18 protein-coding genes are annotated in these 21,123 nt (G+C 63.2%); 6 read left to right on the top strand and 12 right to left on the bottom strand.

Annotated elements, in window-relative coordinates; all coding sequences use genetic code 11:
* Positions 1–10: 10 nt before the first annotated feature.
* The gene (folB, locus tag HU763_RS01900) at positions 11–367 is read left to right on the top strand and encodes a dihydroneopterin aldolase (RefSeq protein WP_019471281.1); all 357 of its coding nucleotides are present in this window, start codon (positions 11–13) and stop codon (positions 365–367) included.
* Positions 358–867 carry a 2-amino-4-hydroxy-6-hydroxymethyldihydropteridine diphosphokinase gene (gene folK / locus HU763_RS01905; RefSeq protein WP_186690155.1) on the top strand — a complete coding sequence of 170 codons (510 nt, stop codon included), beginning with the start codon at positions 358–360 and terminating at the stop codon, positions 865–867. Before folB ends, folK begins: the two co-directional genes overlap by 10 nt.
* A 91-nt stretch (positions 868–958) precedes the next feature.
* Here the strand turns inward: folK and HU763_RS01910 are convergent, their stop codons facing one another.
* From HU763_RS01910 to HU763_RS01960, 11 genes are all read right to left on the bottom strand, one after another.
* Positions 959–2,065 (bottom strand): multifunctional CCA addition/repair protein, encoded by a 1,107-nt coding sequence (locus HU763_RS01910; RefSeq protein ID WP_186690153.1) that lies wholly within the window; start codon positions 2,063–2,065, stop codon positions 959–961.
* Positions 2,066–2,120: 55 nt separating this feature from the next.
* Positions 2,121–3,689 carry a SpoVR family protein gene (locus HU763_RS01915; protein ID WP_170027946.1) on the bottom strand — a complete coding sequence of 523 codons (1,569 nt, stop codon included), beginning with the start codon at positions 3,687–3,689 and terminating at the stop codon, positions 2,121–2,123.
* Positions 3,686–4,957, bottom strand: coding sequence for a YeaH/YhbH family protein (locus HU763_RS01920; RefSeq protein WP_186690151.1), 1,272 nt, complete (start codon positions 4,955–4,957; stop codon positions 3,686–3,688). Before HU763_RS01920 ends, HU763_RS01915 begins: the two co-directional genes overlap by 4 nt.
* Before the next feature lie 140 nt (positions 4,958–5,097).
* On the bottom strand, positions 5,098–7,020 hold the full coding sequence (locus HU763_RS01925) for a PrkA family serine protein kinase (RefSeq protein WP_170027948.1): 1,923 nt from the start codon (positions 7,018–7,020) through the stop codon (positions 5,098–5,100).
* A 281-nt stretch (positions 7,021–7,301) separates the two neighbouring features.
* Positions 7,302–7,634 (bottom strand): thiosulfate sulfurtransferase GlpE, encoded by a 333-nt coding sequence (glpE, locus tag HU763_RS01930; RefSeq protein ID WP_186690149.1) that lies wholly within the window; start codon positions 7,632–7,634, stop codon positions 7,302–7,304.
* A gap of 14 nt (positions 7,635–7,648) precedes the next feature.
* Positions 7,649–8,515, bottom strand: a complete 867-nt coding sequence (locus HU763_RS01935; protein WP_186690147.1) for a symmetrical bis(5'-nucleosyl)-tetraphosphatase — start codon at positions 8,513–8,515, stop codon at positions 7,649–7,651.
* Positions 8,515–8,895, bottom strand: coding sequence for a Co2+/Mg2+ efflux protein ApaG (apaG, locus tag HU763_RS01940; RefSeq protein ID WP_186675034.1), 381 nt, complete (start codon positions 8,893–8,895; stop codon positions 8,515–8,517). The genes HU763_RS01935 and apaG overlap by 1 nt, the downstream gene beginning before the upstream one ends.
* Positions 8,896–9,039: 144 nt before the next feature.
* Positions 9,040–9,840, bottom strand: a complete 801-nt coding sequence (gene rsmA / locus HU763_RS01945) for a 16S rRNA (adenine(1518)-N(6)/adenine(1519)-N(6))-dimethyltransferase RsmA (protein ID WP_186690145.1) — start codon at positions 9,838–9,840, stop codon at positions 9,040–9,042.
* Positions 9,837–10,826: a 4-hydroxythreonine-4-phosphate dehydrogenase PdxA gene (gene pdxA, locus HU763_RS01950; protein WP_186690143.1), complete on the bottom strand. Its 990-nt coding sequence runs from the start codon at positions 10,824–10,826 to the stop codon at positions 9,837–9,839. The genes rsmA and pdxA overlap by 4 nt, the downstream gene beginning before the upstream one ends.
* Positions 10,823–12,142, bottom strand: coding sequence for a peptidylprolyl isomerase SurA (gene surA / locus HU763_RS01955; RefSeq protein ID WP_170027954.1), 1,320 nt, complete (start codon positions 12,140–12,142; stop codon positions 10,823–10,825). The genes pdxA and surA overlap by 4 nt, the downstream gene beginning before the upstream one ends.
* A complete protein-coding gene (locus tag HU763_RS01960) occupies positions 12,123–14,930 on the bottom strand; it encodes an LPS-assembly protein LptD (RefSeq protein ID WP_186690141.1) in 2,808 nt (935 codons plus the stop codon). The genes surA and HU763_RS01960 overlap by 20 nt, the downstream gene beginning before the upstream one ends.
* Positions 14,931–15,060: 130 nt before the next feature.
* Here HU763_RS01960 and HU763_RS01965 point away from each other — a divergent pair, with 130 nt between their 5' ends.
* Genes HU763_RS01965 through HU763_RS01975 form a run of 3 tightly spaced genes read left to right on the top strand, consistent with a single transcriptional unit; the run spans position 15,061 to position 17,517 of the window.
* Complete coding sequence (locus HU763_RS01965; RefSeq protein WP_186690139.1) at positions 15,061–16,080, top strand: aminoglycoside phosphotransferase family protein; 1,020 nt, start codon at positions 15,061–15,063, stop codon at positions 16,078–16,080.
* Entirely contained in the window at positions 16,077–16,748 is a 672-nt protein-coding gene (gene murU / locus HU763_RS01970; RefSeq protein ID WP_186690137.1) for an N-acetylmuramate alpha-1-phosphate uridylyltransferase MurU, read from the top strand. Before HU763_RS01965 ends, murU begins: the two co-directional genes overlap by 4 nt.
* A gap of 1 nt (position 16,749) precedes the next feature.
* Positions 16,750–17,517, top strand: coding sequence for a TerB family tellurite resistance protein (locus HU763_RS01975; protein ID WP_186690134.1), 768 nt, complete (start codon positions 16,750–16,752; stop codon positions 17,515–17,517).
* A 129-nt stretch (positions 17,518–17,646) separates the two neighbouring features.
* On the opposite strand, the gene HU763_RS01980 is transcribed toward HU763_RS01975, so the two are convergent.
* Complete coding sequence (locus HU763_RS01980; RefSeq protein WP_186690132.1) at positions 17,647–18,639, bottom strand: alpha/beta hydrolase family protein; 993 nt, start codon at positions 18,637–18,639, stop codon at positions 17,647–17,649.
* Positions 18,640–18,734: 95 nt separating this feature from the next.
* Between HU763_RS01980 and HU763_RS01985 the strand changes: the two genes are divergently transcribed.
* Positions 18,735–21,122, top strand: a complete 2,388-nt coding sequence (locus tag HU763_RS01985; protein ID WP_186690130.1) for a PAS domain-containing sensor histidine kinase — start codon at positions 18,735–18,737, stop codon at positions 21,120–21,122.
* Position 21,123 lies beyond the last annotated feature (1 nt).

Consider the following 21,123-nt stretch of genomic DNA (forward strand, 5'->3'; position numbering starts at 1 on the left):
AGAGAAGTGCTTGGACAGAGTGTTCATCGAAGGCCTGGAAGTCGATACCGTCATCGGTGCCTATGACTGGGAGCGGGATATTCGCCAGTGCTTGCGCCTGGACCTGAGCTTCGCCTGGGACAACCGCCCGGCTGCGGCCGGTGACGACCTGAGCCTGGCGCTGGATTACGCCAGTGTGTCGGCGCGTATCCAGGCGTTTGCCGAGCAGGCCCGTTTCGAACTGGTGGAAACCTTTGCCGAGCGCCTGGTGGCAACGCTGATGGAGGAGTTCCACATCCCATGGGTGCGGTTGAAGCTGACCAAGCCGGGTGCGGTGCCTGCGGCCCGTGGTGGTGTTGGCGTGGAGATCGAGCGCGGATGTCTCTGAGCACGGTGTACCTGGGCCTTGGCAGCAACATCGATCGCGAGGCGCACCTGTGTGCCGGGCTCGATGCACTGGCCGGCATCCTGACCGACATGCGTTGTTCGCCGGCGTTCGAAAGCCAGGCGGTGGGTATCAAGAGCGGGCCGTTCATCAACTTCGTGGTGACTGGGCAGACGGCGCTGCCGTTGATCGAGCTGGACCGCCGGTTGAAGTTCATCGAGGCCGACAACGGCCGCTATGCGCCAGACCGCAAGGGGCTGCCGCTGGATATCGATGTGCTGATGTATGACGATTTGTTGGGCACGTTCGATGGGCTGGTGCTGCCCCGTGCCGAGATTCTGAAGAATGCCTTCGTGCTGTGGCCGCTGGCGTTGCTGGCGCCCGACCTGGTGCATCCGGGGGTGGGCAAGAGCATGGCGCAGTTGTGGCAGGAAGCGCGGATTGACCAGGTACTGGCACCTGTTGCCTTCGAGTGGCGTGGGTTGCAGCTGACGCCGGCTTGAGCCTGTACCGGCCCTTTCGCGGGCACGCCCGCTCCCACAGGTAAAGCACTGTTCTGTGGGAGCGGGCGTGCCCGTGATGAGGCCGGTGAGATCAGCCGAGCTGGTAAGTCTCAAGCGCTTTTAACCGCTCAGCTTTGAGCGCTTCGCCCAGTGCCTGCCCAGTCAGCCCGGCCTGCACCAGCGGTTTCACATCCACCGCCCGCGCTGCCACTGCTGCCCCTCGCAGGTAATCGGCCTGTGGATAACCTACTTTGCCCTCGCCCAGTGCGATCATCTGGCAAGCGATCAGGAAGTCCTCGAACCGCTGCGGCCGCCGGTACACATCGAACTTCTGTAACAGCTCCAGCAACGCCGTCGCTGGCAACGCCAGCGCCTGGTTGCCTTGCGCCAGGCACTCCCCGGTCAGCAACGCCAGCTCCTGGCATTCCCGCGGCGCCTTGAAGCGCTGGTTGACGGCTTTGATCGAAGCGGGAGCCAGCCCGTGCAGCAGGCAGGCCCAGCGTACGTGCAGGGCCTGCTCATGCAGTGCAGCCTGCTCCAGCGCCAGCATTGCCTGGGTATGCTCTCCCAGCTCGGGCAGCAGCTCCGCCAGGGCGCCACAGGCCTGCAGGACCTGGAAGAACACCTGCGGCTGCGCTTCCATCAGCGCCAGCTCGATTTCCTTCCAGCTGCGTTCGGCAGTCAGCGCCTGCAGCTCGCCGGAAGCACTGATCTGGCGCATCAGCTCCAAGGTTTCCTCGGCCACCCGGAAACCCAGCGGTGCATAACGGGCAGCGAAGCGCGCAACGCGCAGCACACGCAAAGGATCTTCGGCAAATGCCGGGGAAACGTGGCGTAACAAGCGTTGATCAAGATCGTTCTTACCGTGATAGGGGTCGTACAAGACGCCCGCTTCGTCCTCGGCCATCGCATTGATGGTCAGGTCGCGGCGTATAAGGTCTTCTTCCAGCGTCACTTCGGGGCTGGCGTGGAAGGTGAAGCCACCGTAGCCACGCCCGCTCTTGCGCTCGGTGCGTGCGAGGGCGTATTCCTCGCCGGTGGTCGGGTGCAGGAACACCGGGAAGTCGGCGCCGACCGGCCGAAAGCCCTTGGCGTGCATTTCCTCGACGGTGGCGCCGACCACCAGCCAGTCGATATCGCTGACCGGGCGGCCGAGCAGGCGGTCGCGCACGGCGCCGCCGACTTTGTAGATGTGCATGTGCAACTCTCCATAACTGCCGACAGGATAACCTGTCGACAGCCATGGCGTTGCATCAGAGGTGGTGGATGACGGCCAGGTCCATGCGCCCGTAGTCGGCGTTTTCGCCGTGCTCGCCGCGCGGTGGCATGTGGTGGGTCTTCATCACCTGGTCGCCCTGCACGGTCTCCAGGTGGATGTCGAAGCCCCACAGGCGATGCAGGTGCTTGAGCACTTCATCGGTGGAATCGCCCAGCGGTTTACGGTTGTGTTGTTGGTGGCGCAGGGTCAGCGAGCGGTCGCCGCGGCGATCGACGCTCCAGATCTGCACGTTCGGTTCGCGGTTGCCCAGGTTGTACTGCGCCGCCAGTTGCTCGCGAATGATCCGGTAGCCGGCCTCGTCATGAATGGCGGGCACCAGCAGGTCGTCGCGCTGGTCATCATCGAGAATGCTGAACAGCTTGAGGTCACGCATCACCTTGGGTGACAGGTACTGCAGGATGAAGCTCTCGTCCTTGAAGCTGCTCATGGCGAACTTGATGGTAGAAAGCCAGTCGCTGCCGGCAATGTCGGGGAACCAGCGGCGATCTTCTTCGGTCGGGTTTTCGCACATGCGGCGGATGTCGGTGTACATCGCAAAGCCCAGTGCGTACGGGTTGATGCCGTTATAGTAGGGGCTGTCGAAGCCAGGCTGGAACACCACGCTGGTGTGCGACTGCAGGAACTCCATCATGAAGCCTTCGGTGATCAGGCCCTCGTCGTACAGGTCGTTCATCAAGGTGTAATGCCAGAACGTCGCCCAGCCTTCATTCATCACCTGAGTCTGGCGCTGTGGGTAGAAGTACTGGGCAATCTTGCGCACGATGCGCACCACTTCACGCTGCCACGGCTCCAGTAGCGGGGCGTTCTTCTCGATGAAATACAGGATGTTTTCCTGTGGTTCGGCGGGGAAGCGCGCATCATCGCGTTCGTTGCCCTTGTCAGCGCTTTTCGGGATGGTCCGCCACAGGTCGTTGATCTGCCGTTGCAGGTGCTCCTCGCGTTCTTTCTGCCGGCGCCGTTCCTCTTCGGCGGAAATCGGGTAAGGGCGCTTGTAGCGGTCGACGCCATAGTTCATCAGCGCATGGCAGGAGTCGATCAGGTCCTCCACGGCATCGATGCCGTGGCGTTCCTCGCACTGGGCGATGTACTGCTTGGCGAACACCAGGTAGTCGATGATGGAGCTGGCGTCGGTCCAGGTGCGGAACAGGTAGTTGCCCTTGAAGAAACTGTTATGGCCGTAGCAGGCATGGGCGATCACCAGTGCCTGCATGCACATGGTGTTCTCTTCCATCAGGTAGGCGATGCACGGGTCGGAGTTGATCACGATTTCGTAGGCCAGGCCCATCTGGCCCCGGCTGTAGGACTTTTCCGTGCTGAGGAACTGTTTGCCATAGGACCAGTGGTGATAGCCCAGTGGCATGCCGACCGAGGCATAGGCGTCCATCATCTGCTCGGCGGTAATCACCTCGATCTGGTTGGGGTAGGTGTCCAGGGCGTAACGCTCGGCCAGGCGGCTGATTTCCCGGTCGTAGGTCTGGATCAGTTCGAACGTCCACTCGGACCCGGTGGAAATGGGTTGGCGTCTCTGTGCTCTGGCGGTCATGTGGCTAACCTGCGCTGGAAGAGTTCACGGAAGACCGGGTAGATGTCGCCGGCCGATACCAACTGCTGCTGGGCGAACGTGTCGGGGAAGGCTTCGCCGATGCGCTCGTATTCGTACCACAGCGCCTGGTGCTCACGTGGGGTGATCTCGACGTAAGTGTAGTACTGCACATGCGGCATGATCTGCTTGGACAGGATCTCGCGGCAGATCGGCGAGTCATCGTTCCAGTTGTCGCCGTCCGAGGCCTGGGCGGCGTAGATGTTCCAGTCGCTGGCCGGGTAGCGCTCGGCCATGATTTCCTGCATCAGCTTGAGCGCGCTGGAAACGATGGTGCCGCCGGTTTCCCGCGAATAGAAGAATTCTTCCTCGTCGACTTCACGAGCGCTGGTGTGGTGGCGGATGAATACCACTTCGATGCGGTCGTAGTTACGCTTGAGGAACAGGTACAGGAGAATGAAGAAGCGTTTGGCAATGTCCTTGGTGGCCTGGGTCATCGACCCGGACACGTCCATCAGGCAGAACATGACCGCCTTGGAGCTGGGGTTGGGCTGCTTGACCAGCAGGTTGTACTTGAGGTCGAAGGTGTCGAGGAAGGGCAGGCGGTTGATCCGTGCCTTCAGGCGTTCGATTTCCTGTTCGACTTCCTGGATATCGCTGAAGTTGTCCGGCTCTTCGATCTTCAGGCGGGCAAGTTCCTTCTGCGCCTCGCGCAGCAGGGCACGGCTGCTGCCGGTGAGGGCGATACGCCGGGCATGGGCCGAGCGCAGGGTGCGCACGATATTGATGCGCGACGGGTTGCCTTCGTTGGCGATGCCGGCGCGCACGGTCTTGAAGGTGTCGGCACCGGTCAGGTGGCGTTTGACCAGGTTGGGCAGTTCGAGGTCCTCGAACATGAATTCGAGAAACTCTTCCTGGGTGATCTGGAAGACGAAGTCGTCCATGCCCTCGCCGGAATTGCCGGCCTTGCCACGCCCGCTACCACCCCCGCCTCCTTGTGGCCTGGGGATGTGTTCGCCGGCGGTGAATTCCTTGTTGCCCGGGTGCACGATGGTCTGCTTGCCGCCGCGGCCATGGTGCAGCACCGGTTCGTCGATGTCGCGCCCCGGAATGCTGATCTGCTCGCCATGTTCCATGTCCATGATGGAACGGCGGCTCACCGCCTCTTCGACGGCTTTCTTGATGTGTTCGCGGTACCGCCGCAGAAAGCGCTGGCGGTTGACCGTGCTCTTGTTCTTGCCGTTCAGGCGTCGGTCTATAACGTAGCTCATGGTCCCTCCGGTAGCTGGAGCAGCTGCAAGCCACAAGCTTCAGGCTGCAGGAAAGAGCAGCCACCGCTGCTGCAGGCTGCAGCGCCGGGCTTGCGCTCGGCGCCGTGCAGCCTGGAGCTCGCGGCTTGTAGCTTGCCGCTTTATTGCGATTTCCTGACCCGCAGGTACCATTCCGACAGCAGACGAACCTGTTTGTCGGTGTAGCCACGCTCCACCATGCGCGTGACGAAGTCGTTGTGTTTCTGTTGGTCCTCCTTGCTGGCCTTGGCGTTGAAGCTGATGACTGGCAGCAGGTCCTCGGTGTTGGAGAACATTTTCTTCTCGATCACCACCCGCAGCTTCTCGTAGCTCAGCCAGCTCGGGTTCTTGCCGTTGTTGTTGGCCCGGGCACGCAGCACGAAGTTGACGATTTCGTTGCGGAAATCTTTCGGGTTGCTGATGCCGGCCGGCTTCTCGATCTTCTCCAGCTCTTCGTTGAGGGCGATACGGTTGAGGATTTCGCCGGTTTCCGGGTCGCGGTATTCCTGGTCCTGGATCCAGAAGTCGGCGTACAGCACGTAGCGGTCGAAGATGTTCTGCCCATACTCGCTGTAGGACTCCAGGTACGCAGTCTGGATCTCCTTGCCGATGAACTCGATGTAGCGCGGTGCCAGGTACTCCTTGAGGTAGCGCAGGTAGCGTTCGCGCACTTCGGCAGGGAACTGTTCCTGCTCGATCTGCTGCTCCAGCACATACAACAGGTGTACCGGGTTGGCGGCCACTTCGTGCGGGTCGAAGTTGAACACCTTGGACAGGATCTTGAAGGCGAAGCGGGTCGACAGGCCGTTCATGCCCTCGTCGACGCCTGCGGCATCGCGGTATTCCTGGATCGACTTGGCCTTTGGATCGGTGTCCTTGAGGTTTTCCCCATCGTACACCCGCATCTTCGAGTAGATATTGGAGTTTTCCGGTTCCTTGAGGCGCGACAGCACGGTGAACTGGGCCAGCATCTTCAGCGTGTCCGGGGCGCAGTGGGCCTTGGCCAGCGAGCTGTTGACCAGCAACTTGTCGTAGATCTTGATCTCATCGCTGACGCGCAGGCAATACGGCACCTTGACGATGTAGATCCGGTCGATGAACGCCTCGTTGTTCTTGTTGTTGCGGAAGGTGTGCCACTCCGATTCGTTGGAGTGGGCCAGGAGGATCCCGGAGTAGGGGATGGCGCCGAGGCCTTCGGTACTGTTGTAGTTGCCCTCCTGCGTGGCAGTGAGCAACGGGTGCAGGACCTTGATCGGTGCCTTGAACATTTCCACGAATTCCATCAGGCCCTGGTTGGCCCGGCACAGCGCACCCGAATAGCTGTAGGCGTCGGCGTCGTTCTGCGGGAATTCCTCGAGCTTGCGGATATCCACCTTGCCGACCAGGGCCGAGATGTCCTGGTTGTTCTCGTCACCCGGTTCGGTCTTGGCAATGGCGATCTGGTTGAGGATCGAGGGGTACAGCTTGACCACCTTGAACTTGCTGATGTCACCGCCGAACTCCTGCAGGCGCTTGGTGGCCCAGGGCGACATGATGGTGTTCAGGTAGCGCCGGGGGATGCCGAATTCCTCCTCGAGAATCGCCCCATCTTCGCTGGCGTTGAACAGCCCCAGGGGCGACTCGAACACCGGCGAACCCTTGATGGCATAGAACGGAACCTTTTCCATCAGCTGCTTGAGTTTTTCCGCCAGCGACGATTTACCGCCGCCCACCGGGCCCAGCAGATAGAGGATCTGCTTCTTCTCTTCCAGGCCTTGGGCGGCATGGCGGAAGTACGAGACGATCTGGTCGATGCACTCTTCCATGCCATGGAAGTCGGCAAACGCCGGATAGCGGCGGATGACCTTGTTGGAGAAGATACGCGACAGCCTGGAGTTGGTAGAGGTGTCGATCAGCTCTGGCTCACCGATGGCCAGCAACAGGCGTTCGGCCGCCGATGCGTAGGCACTGCGATCCTCTTTGCACAGCTCGAGGTACTCCTGCAGCGTTAATTCTTCCTGGCGCGTTGACTCGAAACGTTGTTGGAAGTGGCTAAAAATACTCATGACGTCACCTCGCTCGATACGTTGAGACGACGCCGGATCAGTCAGCTGATGCTGGCACGCAACCGGGTTGCCGATTGCTGTATACCCCCCAAACACCCTGTAACGCTACCGATGACCCGCACGCCGGTGTACCGGCTCTCCCCTTTTTCTGGATGGCCTGCGCTTAAGAATAGTTGGTTATCCGCAAGGTCAAGGGCGAGGGATGGAGAAGTTGCGAACGACCGTTCGTCAGATAAGGCGCGAGCCCGCACAGGGCGCGGGCTGCAGTGTAGATGAAAAATTTATTCGGCAGCGCCCTGGGCGGTCTCGGCCGGGTAGGTGGCGCGCCACAGCTCGAAGCCGCCGTCGACACTGTAAACGTCGGAGAACCCTTGGTTGACCAGGTAGGCTGCGGCGCTCTGGCTGGAGTTGCCGTGGTAGCACACCACCAGGGTCGGGGCATCGAGGTCGGCATTGCGGATGAACTCGGCGACCGAATGGTTATCCAGATGCTTGGCACCGGTAATGTGGCCGGCGGCGAAAGCCTGGGAGTCGCGAATGTCGACGACCACCGCACCTGGTTGCTTGCGAAGCTCCAAGGCCTGCTCGGGAGGGATGCGCTTGAATTCGCTCATGGGTACTACTTCCTTCAGGTGTGGTCGTTGAGTGTAGTGGGTTGTGCCGGTTGGCGCAGGGTGCCGTCGTCGGCGCAGTCACAGCGGTGGTATTCGCCGCTGTCGACGTTATACAGGGTCATGGCGCCACCCCATACGCAGCCGGTGTCCAGGGCAATGATGCCGGGTTCGTCAACCTGGCCCAGCAGGGCCGCCCAGTGGCCGAAGATGATCTTCACGTGGCGTGAGCGGCGCTCCTTGTGGGCGAACCAGGGCTTGTAGCCTTTGGGGGCGGTGTCCAGGCCTTCCTTGCTCTTGAGGTCGAGTTTGCCCTCGGCGGTGCAGAAACGCATGCGTGTGAGGTAGTTGGTGATGACCCGCAGGCGTTCGACGCCGCAGAGGTTCTTGCTCCACTTGTTCGGTTCGTTGCCGTACATGCCGTCCAGGTACTGCTTAAGGCGGCTGTCGTCTCGCAGCACCTCTTCGACTTCACCGGCCAGCGCCAGGGCTTTGCCCAAGGTCCATTGCGGTGGGATGCCGGCGTGGACCAGGGCAATGCCACGGGGCTCGTCGTAGTGCAGCAGCTTTTGCTGGCGCAGCCAGTCGAACAGCAGGTCGGCGTCGGGCGCTTCGATGATTTCGCGCAGGGTGTCGCTTTTCTTCAGGCGCTCGACGTTATGCCAGACGGCCAGCAGGTGCAGGTCATGGTTGCCCAGCACACAGACCAGCGACTGGCGGATCGAATACAGGAAACGCAGGGTCTCCAGCGACTCGGGGCCACGGTTGACCAGGTCGCCGACCAGCCACAGGCGGTCGACGGCGGGGTCGAAACTGACGCGTTCGAGCAGGCACTTGAGTGGCTGCAGGCAGCCCTGCAGATCCCCGACAGCGTAGGTAGCCATCAGTGCAGCGCCCCGGGCACCGCCAGGCGGAAGGGTGCGATCTGGGCATCGAAGCGTTTGCCGTCTTCGGCGAACATCTGGTAGCTGCCCTGCATGGTGCCTACGCGGGTGCTGATGACGGCGCCGCTGCTGTAGGTGTGGCTCTGGCCGGGGGCGATGTTGGGCTGCTGGCCGACCACGCCGGCACCGCGTACTTCCTCGACCTCGCCGTCACCGTTGGTGATCAGCCAGTGGCGCGACAGCAGCTTGGCGTTGAGCGAGCCGTTGTTCTGCACGGTGATGGTGTAGGCGAAAGCGAAACGACTGTTTTCGGGGTCGGATTGTTCTTTGAGGTAGCGGGTCACGACGCTGACGTCGATCTGATAGCGGGGGTCGGACATGCAAGGGCCTTGGGAAAACTGACGCAGTAATGCAGTCTAGGCCATTGAGCGGGGGGAGGGCCAGCGGTGTGGGGGGTTGAGGGCTTTGTTGTCAATCCCGGCCCTTTCGCGGGTTTACCCGCGAAGAGGCCGGTACAGGCTGAATCAGGCTTGCTGATCGGCCAGTTGGTCAGCCAGGCGCACGAAGGCCGCCAGGTCCAGCTGTTCAGGGCGCAGGCTGCCGTCCACACCCGCAGCCTCGATGGCCGCGCTGTCGAGCAGGCCTTTCATGGTGTTGCGCAGGGTCTTGCGGCGCTGGTTGAAGGCTTCGCGTACCACCTGCTCCAGCAGCTTTGCATCCTTGGCCGGGTGCGGCAGCACTTCGTGCGGTACCAGGCGGACGATGGCCGAATCCACTTTTGGTGGCGGGTTGAAGGCACCTGGGCCCACATTGAACAGATGCTCCACACGGCAGTGGTACTGCACCATGATCGACAAGCGCCCCCAGTCGCCACCGCCAGGGCCGGCGGCCATGCGCTCGACCACTTCCTTCTGCAACATGAAATGCATGTCGCGGATCAGCCCGGCATGGCTGAGCAGGTGGAAGATCAGCGGGGTGGAAATGTTGTAGGGCAGGTTGCCTACTACCTTCAGGCTGCGCGCTGGCACGCCCAGCTGGTTGAAGTCGAACTTCAGGGCGTCGCCCTGGTGCAGGCGGAAGTTGCTGCGGTTGGCGAACTTGTGCTGCAGGATCGGCACCAGGTCCTTGTCCAGTTCCACCACGTCCAGCTGTGCGCCGCTGCCCAGCAGGCCTTCGGTCAAGGCGCCCTGGCCCGGGCCGATTTCCAGCAGGTGTTCACCAGCCTTGGCGTTGATGGCACGCAGGATGCGGTCGATGATGCCGGCGTCGTGCAGGAAGTTCTGGCCGAAGCGCTTGCGCGCCCGGTGTTGGTATTGCTCGTTCATGGTCGGTTCTCGGCCATCTGGTAGGCGGTGTCCAGCGCGACGCGCAGGCTGCCGGTGTCGACCTTGCCAGTGCCGGCAAGGTCCAGGGCGGTGCCGTGGTCAACCGACGTGCGGATGATCGGCAGGCCCAGGGTAACGTTCACGGCTGCGCCAAAGCCTTTGTACTTGAGTACCGGCAGGCCCTGGTCGTGATACATCGCCAGCACCGCATCGCAGTGCTCCAGATATTTGGGGGTAAACAGGGTATCGGCCGGCAGCGGCCCGCGCAGGTCCATGCCCTCGGTGCGCAGGCGGGCCAGGGTCGGCTCGATGATGTCGATTTCCTCGCGGCCCAGGTGGCCACTTTCACCCGCGTGCGGGTTGAGGCCGCACACCAGGATGCGCGGGTTGGCAATGCCGAACTTGTCACGCATGTCTGCGTGCAGGATGCGGGTCACACGTTCGACGCGCTCGGCAGTGATGGCGTCGGCAATGTCGCGCAGCGGCAGGTGGGTGGTCACCAGGGCGACGCGCAGACCGTGGGTGGCCAGCATCATCACCACTTGTGCGGTGTGGGTCAGTTCGGCAAGGAATTCGGTATGCCCGGAGAAGGCGATGCCGCTTTCGTTGATGACGCCCTTGTGCACGGGCGCGGTGATCATCCCGGCGAAGTGCCCGTCCAGGCAGCCTTGCCCGGCGCGGGTCAGGGTTTGCAGCACGAACGCAGCATTGGCCTTGTCGAGCTGGCCAGGAATTACCGGGGCCGCCAGGGGCGTGTCCCAGACGTACAGGCTACCCGCCGGTGCGGGCTGCTCGGGCCATTGGCCCGGCGCTACCGGCAACAGCTTGACGGCCAGCCCCAGCTGGGTGGCCCGCTCGGCGAGCAGGTCACGGCTGGTGATGGCAATCAGGGGGTGGGGCTGGGCGTCTGCGGCGAGCAGCAGGCACAGGTCGGGACCTATGCCGGCTGGTTCGCCGGGGGTGACGGCGAAGCGCAGGGGCTTCACGGGGCGGCCTGGTCAGCGCCAGGCAGCTTGATTTCAACGTAGGCTTCGTCGCGAATCTGGCGCAGCCAGGTTTGCAGCTCTTCGTCGTACTTGCGGTTGCGCAATACGTTCATGGCCTGCTGTTCGCGAGCCTGCTCGGTGCTGTCGGTGGCGCGGCGGCCCAGCACTTCGAGGACATGCCAGCCGTACTGGGTCTTGAACGGACGGGTGACTTCGCCTTGGGTAGCGTTGGCCATCTGCTCGCGGAACTCCGGTACCAGGCTGTTCGGGTCGACCCAGTTGAGGTCGCCACCGTTGAGCGCGGAACCCGGGTCTTCCGAGAAGCTCTTCGCCAGTTCGCCGAAGTCCTCGCCGTTCTTGATGCGCTCGTACAGGCGCTCGGCCAGTTGCTCGGTGGCCGCTTCGCTGCGGATTTCGCTCGGCTTGATCAGGATATGGCGTACGTGCACTTCGTCACGCAGCACGTTCTCGCTGCCGCCGCGCTTCTCCTCGAGCTTGAGGATGATGAAGCCGTTGGGGATGCGGATCGGCTGGGTGATTTCACCCACCGGCATGCTGCTGAGCATCTTGGCGAAGTCCGGTGGCAGCTGGCCGGCTTTGCGCCAACCCATCTCACCGCCTTCCAGGGCGTTTTCGCTGGCCGAGTGGGCAATCGCCATCTGGCCGAAATCGGCGCCCTGGCGCAGTTGCTGGTACAGGTCACCGACCTTGCGTGCAGCCTTCTGGATATCGTCCGAGCTGGCCGCTTCCGGCGTCGGGATCAGGATGTTGGCCAGGCGGTACTCTTCCGACATCTGCATCTTGCCCAGGTCGGAGTTGAGGAAGTTCTTCACTTCCTGCTCGGACACCTGGATGCGTTCGGCCACACGACGCTGGCGCACGCGGCTGATGATCATCTCGCGCTTGACCTGCTCGCGGGCGTCGTCGAACGACAGGCCGTCGCGGGCCAGGGCGGCACGGAACTGGTCCAGCGACATGCCATTGCGCTGGGCAATGGTGCCGATCGCCTGGTTCAGTTCTTCATCGGTGATGCGGATGCCGGAGCGTTCGCCGATCTGCAATTGCAGGTTCTCGACGATCAGGCGCTCCAGTACCTGCTGGTCCAGCGCGCCGGCAGGCGGCATGCCGCCTCCGCGCTTGGCGATGGTTTGCTGAACTTCGCGGACGCGCTGGTCGAGCTGGCTTTGCATGACCACGTCGTTGTCGACGATGGCCACCACGCGATCAAGAGGTTGTACCGCGGCATGCACCGCGCCACTCAGCAATGCGACGCCCAGCAGCGCTGGGCGCAGTCGATCAATAAGCTTGGTCTTCACGTTCACGGTAACCTTGAATGCCTTGGTCGAGGAAAGATTCGACCTTGTTGCCGACGACACCACCGAGGCCCTTCAGGACGATCTGAAGGAAGATGCCGTGGTCGCCTTTCTCGTTCTGCGGAAGCGCCTGGCTGAAGTCGTCGTAGTCGATCCAGTAACGGTTGATCAGGCGCAGCTTCCAGCAGCAGTTGTCGTACTCGAAACCACCCATGGCTTCCAGGGTGCGGTTGCGGTTGTAGTCATGCTGCCAGCGCGCGATGACGCTCCACTGCGGAACGAGTGGCCAGATGACCGAGAAGTCATGCTGCTGGATCTTGTAGTAGTCCTTCACGTAGTTAGGACTGCCCGGGGTGCCATAGTCGCCGCCGCCCACTTTCCAGGTACCGGTCGTGGAGTCGTAGGCGATGGTGTCGTTACGGTAGCGATAACCGAGGTTGACCACCTTGTTCGGGTTGTCTTCAGGCTGGTAGTGGAACATCGCGCTGCCCGAGCGTGGGCTGCGGGTGTCCGGGTCCCAGTTGTAGGTCGAATTGAAGCGCCAGTCGCGGTTGAAGTAGTAGTTGTACAGCAGCGCGTAAGGCGACACGTCGGACTGCGAGTCGGCGCGGGTGCGGTAGTCGATACCCGGCAGCTGGACTTTGCGATCCTTGAAGTAGTACGCCTGGCCGATGCTGAAGTTCTGGCGCTCGAAACCGTTCTCTTCGATCCAGCGGGTAGTCACGCCCAGCGACAGCTTGTTCTCGTCACCGATGCGGTCGGTACCGCTGAAGCGGTTTTCACGGAACAGCGACTCGTAGCTGAACAGCGATTCACCGCTGTCGAACAGCGGGATGTCCACCTGGTCCTTGTACGGGACGTAGAGGTAGAACAGGCGCGGTTCAAGGGTATTGCGATAGTTGGTGCCGAACAGCGAGGTGTCGCGGTCAAAGTACAAGCCGCTGTCGACGCTGAAGATCGGGATGTCACGGTTCTGGGTGCTCGAGAAGTCACCACGAAGGTCACGGGTGGTTTGCGAGGCGCCAGCCAGGTCGGCTTTACCTTCGCTGTCCAGATCCAGGTCGTACTTGGTGTACATGTAGGTCAGCTTCGGCTTGATATAGCCGTAGCTGGCGTCCAACGGCAGGCTGATCGACGGTGCGAGGTTCAGGCGAGTGCCGTTGGCCCTGGCGAGGCCGAATATGTTCTCATCAAGGCGTCGCCCGTCGGCACCGGCCGTGGTGTCCAGCTGCCCGTCTTCGTTGAACACAGGGCCGGTCTTCAGATCGCGATCGAAGCGCACGGCTTCGGTCTTGTAGCTGAAATCGAAACCGCCTGGGTGATACGGCAACATGCCGTTAAGAGTTAGCTGCGGCAGGCGATCATACGGCGTGATCTTCGAAATGGTAGCCATTTCGTAGGCGTGCACGTTCAGGCGAGCCTGGTAATTATCGCCACGGTAGGTCAGTGCGCCGCGCTGATTGAGCAAGTCCTTGGACTCTACGCCAATCTGGTCGGACTCCAGGTCCTGGAAGTAGAACGGATCGCTGATGTCGGTGTAGTCCACCTCGGTCATCAGGCGCTCGTCCAGCCCGCCCTTGTGCTGCCAGTTGACCATCCAGCGCTGTTCTTTGTAGTCAGTCTGGTCTTTGCGGTCGTCGTTCTTGTCGTTGAGGTACGCACCACCGAACTGGCCTTCGCTGGAAGGCGTCAGGTAGCGGAACTCGCCTTCCATCAGCAGGCCGCGCTTGGTCATGTAGCGCGGGTACAACGTGGCGTCGTAGTTCGGTGCCAGGTTGAAGTAGTACGGCGTGACCAGCATGAAGCCGGTGTCGCTGGTGCTGCTGAACGATGGCGGCAGGAAGCCGGACTGGCGACGGTCGTCGATCGGGAAGTAGATGTACGGTGTGTAGAACACCGGGAAATCCTTGACCCGCAGCGTAACGTTGGTCGCGGTACCGAAGCCGGTGGCCGGGTTAAGGGTGATGTTGTTGCCCTTCAGCTGCCAGGCGTTGCTGCCCGGTTCGCAAGTGGTGTACGTACCGTCCTTGAGGCGGATGATGGCGTTTTCGCCACGCTTGGCGTACAGGGCACTGCCGCGGATGTGCGACTTGTGCATCACGTATTCGGCGTTGTCGACCTGGGCTTCGCCAGTGTCAAGCTGGATCTGCGCCTCGTCACCGACTACCAGCGAACCGTTGTCACGGATCTTGACGTTGCCCTTGAGCTCGCCACGGTTTTCGGTCTGATAGAGGTTGGCCTCGTCGGCCTCGGCCTGCATGCTGCCCTGGCGCATCACCACGTCACCGGCGAGGGTAGCGATCTGCTGCTCCTGCTGGTACTTGGATACCTTGGCATTGATGTAGGTCGGCGACTCATCCTTCGGCGTGGTGTCGGCCATGCCCGGGCGGGTTGGCTCGATGTACGCGCCACCACAGTACGGGCCGGTTTCGGCCAGCTGCGCGGCAGTGAGCTTTTCTCGCGGTACCCAGTCCAGGTGGCTGTAGTCTTCGCTGCGCGACTTCAGGGCGCGGCCCTTGGCCTCGGTGACCAGCATCGGCCGGTCCGCAGTTTCGCCTTCGTTCGCGGCTTCGGTGCCGGCGCTGACGGCAGCACCCTCATGCACCGGGCGCGGCGGCAGGTTGTTGACTGGGGTCTTGGGCTTGCAGTCCCAACCACCGGAGGCGGACACTTGGCAGTCGAACTGTTCGGCTGCCACCACGTACGACGTGGCCAGAGGTTGCAGGGCCAGCAGACCGCCGGTTACCAGCAACGGAAACTTTCTACGAAACGCGGGGGATTTCAATGCCATCTTATTAGTCCGGGCTTCCTGCGTGCCATCTGCCCGCGTGTGGGGCCGCACGCCTCTCGATGGTCTGAAAAAGATGCTGGATAATAAAGCATGACCCGCTTGACGGCTAGGGCCGTCGGAGACCCTTGTAATGCCTGAACACGATGTACGCCTGCAACAACTGACGGTCTGGCTCGATGAGCAGCTCAATGATCTTTTCCACAGAAACGCCTGGGGCGAAGTGCCCGCAGGCAGCCTGACCGCGGCCAGCAGCGACGCCAGCTTCCGTCGGTATTTCCGCTGGCAGGGCGCTGGGCACAGCTTCGTGATCATGGATGCGCCCCCGCCACAGGAGAATTGCCAACCGTTCGTCGCCATTGACCACCTGCTGGCCAGCGCCGACGTGCACGTGCCGCTGATTCACGCTCAGGACCTGGAACGCGGCTTCCTGCTGCTGGGCGACCTGGGCCACCAGACCTACCTCGACATCATCGATGCCGACAACGCCGATAGCCTGTTCAGCGATGCCATCGACGCCCTGCTGGCCTTCCAGCGCCTGCCGATGGAAGCGCCGCTGCCGAGCTACGACGACGCCCTGTTGCGCCGCGAAGTCGAGCTGTTCCCCGAATGGTACGTGGGGCGTGAGCTTGGCCAGACCTTCAGTGACGCCCAGCAAGCCACCTGGCAGCGTGTCAGCCAGCTGCTGATCGACAGCGCCCTGGCCCAGCCCAAGGTGCTGGTGCACCGTGACTACATGCCGCGCAACCTGATGCAGAGCACGCCCAACCCCGGCGTGTTGGACTTCCAGGACGCGGTGTATGGCCCGGTCACCTACGACATCACCTGCCTGTTCAAGGACGCCTTCGTCAGTTGGCCACAGGCGCGGGTCGAAGGCTGGTTGCGTGATTACTGGCAAAAGGCGCGGGCTGCCGGTATCCCGGTGCAGGCTGACTTCGAGGCATTCCAGCGCGCCAGCGACCTGATGGGGGTGCAGCGCCATCTGAAGGTGATCGGCATCTTTGCCCGAATCTGCCATCGCGATGGCAAACCGCGCTACCTGGGCGACGTGCCGCGTTTCTTCGCCTATATAGAAGAAGTGATCGGTCGCCGGCCCGAATTGGCGGAGCTGGGCGAACTGATTGCCGAGTTGCAGGCCGGAGCGCGTGCATGAAGGCAATGATCCTGGCGGCAGGGAAAGGCGAGCGCATGCGCCCGCTGACCCTGCATACACCCAAACCGTTGGTCCCGGTCGCGGGTCAGCCCCTGATCGAGTATCACTTGCGCGCCCTGGCGGCGGCGGGCGTCAACGAGGTGGTGATCAACCATGCCTGGCTTGGCCAGCAGATCGAAGACCATCTGGGCGATGGCAGTCGCTTCGGCCTGAGCATCCGCTATTCGCCCGAGGGCGAGCCGCTGGAAACCGGCGGTGGCATCTTCAAGGCATTGCCACTGCTGGGCGACGCGCCGTTCCTGCTGGTCAACGGCGATGTCTGGACCGATTATGACTTCAAGCACCTGCAGTCTCCCGTGCAAGGCCTGGCTCACCTGGTGCTGGTCGACAACCCGGGCCACCATGGCCGTGGCGATTTCCGCCTGGTGGGCGGCAAGGTGGTGGATGGTGATGACGCCCCTGGCACGCTGACTTTCAGCGGCCTCTCGGTGTTACACCCGGCGCTGTTCGAGGGCTGCCAACCGGGTGCCTTCAAGCTCGCGCCGCTGCTGCGCCAGGCCATGGCAGCAGGGCAGGTGAGTGGCGAACACTACCGCGGGCACTGGGTGGATGTGGGAACCCTCGAGCGCCTGGCCGAAGCCGAACGCCTGATCGGCGAGCGTGCCTGACATGTGGTGGCCAAGCACGGTGATTGGCGCCGGTGCCGGCTTTGCCGTTGCCAGCATCCCCGGTGCCTTGCTCGGCGCATTGCTCGGTCAGTTCATTGACCGCCGCCTGCGTTTGCAGGGCTGGGAAGACCTGCGCGAACGCCTGGGCGGGCGCCCGGCCTTGCAGGATGACGAGTTGCTGTTCGTGATGCTCGGTCGCCTGGCCAAGTGCGATGGCCGGGTGGCCGAGCAGCATATCCAGCAGGCGCGTCAGGAAATGGTGCGCCTGGACCTGGCCGAAGAAGCCCGGCTGCGTGCGATTGCCGCGTTCAACCGCGGCAAGGCAGGCAAGGACCGGCTGGGTGGGCACCTGCGGCGTATCCGCCAGCAGCCACATGCGGCGGAAGGCACCTTGCGGGCCTGTTGGCGCATGGTCTGGGCCGACGGCAAGATGGGCAACAAGGAGCGCGAGTTGCTGCTGGAATGGGGGCACAAACTGGGCCTGAGCCGGCGCCAGGTCCAGGCCATGTCGCTGGAGTACGAGCCGCGCAGGGCTGCCGGTGCCCGTGAGGTACCCATGACCTACGCGGCTGCGCTGAGGCTGCTGGCAGTCGAGGCGGACACCGAAGGCGACAAGATCAAGCAGGCCTATCGGCGGCTGGTCAGCCGCCACCATCCGGACAAGCTGGCGGGCACGGGGGCGAGCGAGGCACAGTTGCGTGAAGCGACCGAGCGCACCCGCGAGTTGCACCAGGCCTATGCCATGATCCGCAAGCGGCGCGGCCTGTAAAAGCCTGCGCGGTACATGTAGGAGCGGCCTTGTGTCGCGATGGGGCGCGCAGCGGCCCCAAGTGGCCAGCTTCGCAACTGATACCGCAGGGGGGCCGCTTTGCGGCCCTTTCGCGACGCAAGGCCGCTCCTACAGGCTCATCCACCCTCGCACCCGGCGGAACAGTTGCTCTTGTTCCGCTGCCTTGTTCCCCGGCATGGCAATCAGCGACAACTGCCGGTACTGGCTGTCCTTCTGCCGCTTGCTGGCCTGCAGGCGCTGCGCGGCCGCGCTGCGGTCGGCGCTGCGGGTGGCGTAGTAGATGTCGGCAGTGGGCACTTTCAGGATGGGAACCAGGCTTTCCAGGTCATGCTCCACCCGCGCCGGTGTCTGTGCAGCCACCAGCACCAGCTTTTGCACCTGCGGTGGCTGCTGTTCGCTCAGGTAGCGGGCCGCCCAATACGCGCCGCTGCCATGGCCAATCAGCACGATGCTGCGAGCGTTATGCTGCTGGGCAAAGGCCACTGCAGCATCCAGGCGCGCGAAGATGCGCGCGGCATCGGCCGGGTCGGTTTGCTCGCTGGCCTGTGCGGCATCAGTGCTTTCTGCCGTGTCGGCATCGGCCGCAGTGGCTTGGGCGACATTGGCGTTGGCATCGGCTGGCAAGTCCTTGGCCGGGGCGCTTTCGCCCTGTTCTGGCGCTGGCTTGGCCGCCGGCTTGGCTTCGACCCGCGCCTGCGGGCTGTCGGCCAGCAGGTCGGGCAGGCTGATGCTCAGGCTGTGCCAGCCGACATCGGGGAACTTGCGCCGCAGCGGACCGACCGCGTTTGGCCAATCCGCCGTTTCACCGGCGCCGGGCACGATGATCACAGCCCCTTGCGGGTCGCTGTCGTTGGCCGGTTTCCACAGTGCAAGGAAGCTGTCGGCGCCGCCTTGCAGCGTCTGTTGCTCGGCCTTGGGCACCAGCCGTTCGAGCGCCTGGGCGTCCTCCTGGCTACGCTCCAGCAACGGCGGACGCGGGGCTGGAGCAGCCGGGGCCTCGTTGGTGACAGGTGGTTGTTCGGCATCGGCGGCCAAGGCGCCGAGTGGAAGGAACGAGGCCAGGCAGCACATTGCCAGCGTCGTGCGATAAAGTGTGGACATGAGTCAACCCAAGGCCAGAATGATACCGGCAGCCTAATAGTATTTGCCCGTGACGGCCATGCTGCATGGCCGCCTTTGCCAAGACGAGCGTGTAGATGAAGCGAGTGCGTCGCCTGTTGGTTATCGGCTGTTTATGGCTGCCCTTGATTGCATTGGCCAGGCCCGAGGCGCTGCCCTCGGTAGTGCTGGAGCCTGCCCAGCAGCAATGGCTGGACACGCATCGCAGCCTGCGCGTGGGCTTGGTGCTGCAGGCACCGTACGCGCAGTTCGACCGACGTCTGCAGCAACTCTATGGGGCCAATGTCGAGTTGGTCAGTAGCCTGGCGCAAGCGCTGCAGCTGGACCTGACCTGGCGCAATTTCGCTGACCAGGCCAGCCTTGAGCACGCCCTGCAGGCGGGGGAGATCGACTTTGCCCCGGGCCTGACCCAGACCCCGGCCAGCTTGCGCCTGTGGCTGTTCAGCGACCCGTACATGCGTGTACCGCAACTGGTGGTCGGGCCACGCACCGGGGCGATGGCCGTGGAGCTGGAAAGACTCGAGGTCGAGCAGCGTGTGGCGGTACGCATGCCCAGCCAGCTGGCGGACTACCTGCGCGCCAACTACAACAACCTCAACCTGCAAGGGGTGCCCAACGAGCGCGAGGCGTTGCAGCTGGTGGTGGGCGGCCAGGCCAGTTTCGCGGTGCTGGATGAAGCCCAGCTCAGCCGCCTGTCCCGCGAGAGCGAGTTCGGCGAGCTGGCAGTGGTCGGCGACATCGGTTTGCCGCAGTTGCTGCGCATCGGTTCGCGGCGCGACTGGCCGCTGCTGGCCGATGTGCTCGAGCGTGGCCTGCAGGCGCTGCCGGCCAAGGAGCTGGAGCAACTGCACCAGCGTTGGTTGCAACCGAAGTACCCACGCCTGAGCGAGTCGACCGGCTTCTGGCAGAACCTGGCCTTGCTGTCCGCCATGCTGTTGCTGTGCGCGCTGGCCACCCTGGTATGGCAGCGCCGACAGCAGCGCCAGCTGGAGCGCAGCCTGCTGGCCACGCGGGAAACCCTGGCAGAGCGACAGGTCCGCGAAGAAGCGCTGCGCCTGAGCCAGTTCGCCATTGACCAGAGCACCGTGGGCATCCTCTGGGTCAACTGGGACAGCCATGTACGCTATGCCAACCATGCCGCCGAACGCATGCTCGGCTATGGCGAAGGCGAGCTGCTGGAACGGCCGCTGAGCACCTTCGAGCCCAACCTGACCATGGATCGCTGGCTCGAGCTATGGAAGGGCGCGCGCGCCGGCGAGGTGGGTGTCGGCCAGTTTGAAACGCATTGCCGGCGGGCCGACCAGAGCCTGCTGCCGGTGGAATTGTCGCTGAGCTTCCTGCGCTTTCGTGATTCCGAGTACCTGGTGGTCTACCTCGCCGATGTCACCGAGCGCCACCGCGCCCTGGCGGCGCTGCGCGAAAGCGAGGCGCGGCTCAAGGGGATTGCCGGCAACGTGCCGGGGCTGGTGTTCCGCCTCGAACGCGACCCGGCCGAGGGTGACCTGGAGTTCCCCTACATCAGCGAGGGCAGCGAGGCGCTGGTGGGCTATGCGCCCAGCGAGATCCAGCACCCGCAGATGGGCCTGCGCAACCTGGTGCACCCCGACGACCGTGCCGATTACCACCGGGTACAGGACTTGGCCCTGGCCAGCGATCAGGACTGGTCCTGGCAGGGGCGTATCCTCACCCGTCAGGGCGAACAGCGCTGGGCCGACATCAAGGCCAGTACCCGGCGCCTGGTTGATGGCCGGGTGGTTTGGGATGGCGTGGTGTGGGACATCACCCAGGGCAAGCGGGCCGAGTTGGCGCTAGCCAAGTCCCAGGAGCAACTGCGCGAATTGTCGGCCCATCTGGAGAGCGTGCGCGAGGAAGAAAAGGCCCGCATCGCCCGCGAAGTGCACGATGAGCTGGGGCAGATGCTGACCGTGCTCAAGCTGGAAGTGTCGATGTGCGAACTGGCCTTCGCTGGACTGGACCCGGGCCTGCACGAGCGCCTGGACAGCATGAAGCGCCTGATCGCCCAGCTGTTCCAGCTGGTGCGCGATGTGGCCACCGCCCTGCGCCCACCGATCCTCGATGCTGGCATTGCCTCGGCCATCGAGTGGCAGGCGCGGCGCTTCGAGGCGCGCACGCAAATCCCCTGCCTGGTACAAGTACCGGATAATCTGCCAGCATTGAGCGATGCCAAGGCCACTGGGCTGTTCCGTATTCTCCAGGAGGCGCTGACCAATGTGATGCGCCATGCCCAGGCACACAGCGTGGAGATCGAACTGGTGCATGAGCACGGGCAATTGCGCCTGACCGTCAGCGATGATGGGCAAGGGTTTCGCCGCGACCAGCCCCGGCCTGCGTCGTTTGGCCTGGTAGGTGTGCGTGAACGGGTGCTGATGCTGGGCGGCAGCATGGCGCTGGACAGTGAACCGGGCGAAGGCACCAGCCTGAGCGTGGCCATTCCGTTGGAGTAGG

This window comes from Pseudomonas anuradhapurensis (genome assembly GCF_014269225.2).
Lineage (GTDB): Bacteria > Pseudomonadota > Gammaproteobacteria > Pseudomonadales > Pseudomonadaceae > Aquipseudomonas > Aquipseudomonas anuradhapurensis.

What these genes read in the sequence shown, in the direction of transcription:
- folK (WP_186690155.1), top strand. Translation starts at nt 358, where the DNA reads ATGTCTCTGAGCACGGTGTACCTGGGCCTTGGCAGCAACATCGATCGC.
- HU763_RS01935 (WP_186690147.1), bottom strand. Translation starts at nt 8,515, where the DNA reads ATGGCTACCTACGCTGTCGGGGATCTGCAGGGCTGCCTGCAGCCACTC.
- HU763_RS01910 (WP_186690153.1), bottom strand. Translation starts at nt 2,065, where the DNA reads ATGCACATCTACAAAGTCGGCGGCGCCGTGCGCGACCGCCTGCTCGGC.
- HU763_RS01915 (WP_170027946.1), bottom strand. Translation starts at nt 3,689, where the DNA reads ATGACCGCCAGAGCACAGAGACGCCAACCCATTTCCACCGGGTCCGAG.
- rsmA (WP_186690145.1), bottom strand. Translation starts at nt 9,840, where the DNA reads ATGAACGAGCAATACCAACACCGGGCGCGCAAGCGCTTCGGCCAGAAC.
- glpE (WP_186690149.1), bottom strand. Translation starts at nt 7,634, where the DNA reads ATGAGCGAATTCAAGCGCATCCCTCCCGAGCAGGCCTTGGAGCTTCGC.
- HU763_RS01965 (WP_186690139.1), top strand. Translation starts at nt 15,061, where the DNA reads ATGCCTGAACACGATGTACGCCTGCAACAACTGACGGTCTGGCTCGAT.
- HU763_RS01975 (WP_186690134.1), top strand. Translation starts at nt 16,750, where the DNA reads ATGTGGTGGCCAAGCACGGTGATTGGCGCCGGTGCCGGCTTTGCCGTT.
- HU763_RS01960 (WP_186690141.1), bottom strand. Translation starts at nt 14,930, where the DNA reads ATGGCATTGAAATCCCCCGCGTTTCGTAGAAAGTTTCCGTTGCTGGTA.
- HU763_RS01980 (WP_186690132.1), bottom strand. Translation starts at nt 18,639, where the DNA reads ATGTCCACACTTTATCGCACGACGCTGGCAATGTGCTGCCTGGCCTCG.
- HU763_RS01920 (WP_186690151.1), bottom strand. Translation starts at nt 4,957, where the DNA reads ATGAGCTACGTTATAGACCGACGCCTGAACGGCAAGAACAAGAGCACG.
- apaG (WP_186675034.1), bottom strand. Translation starts at nt 8,895, where the DNA reads ATGTCCGACCCCCGCTATCAGATCGACGTCAGCGTCGTGACCCGCTAC.
- HU763_RS01985 (WP_186690130.1), top strand. Translation starts at nt 18,735, where the DNA reads ATGAAGCGAGTGCGTCGCCTGTTGGTTATCGGCTGTTTATGGCTGCCC.
- murU (WP_186690137.1), top strand. Translation starts at nt 16,077, where the DNA reads ATGAAGGCAATGATCCTGGCGGCAGGGAAAGGCGAGCGCATGCGCCCG.
- HU763_RS01925 (WP_170027948.1), bottom strand. Translation starts at nt 7,020, where the DNA reads ATGAGTATTTTTAGCCACTTCCAACAACGTTTCGAGTCAACGCGCCAG.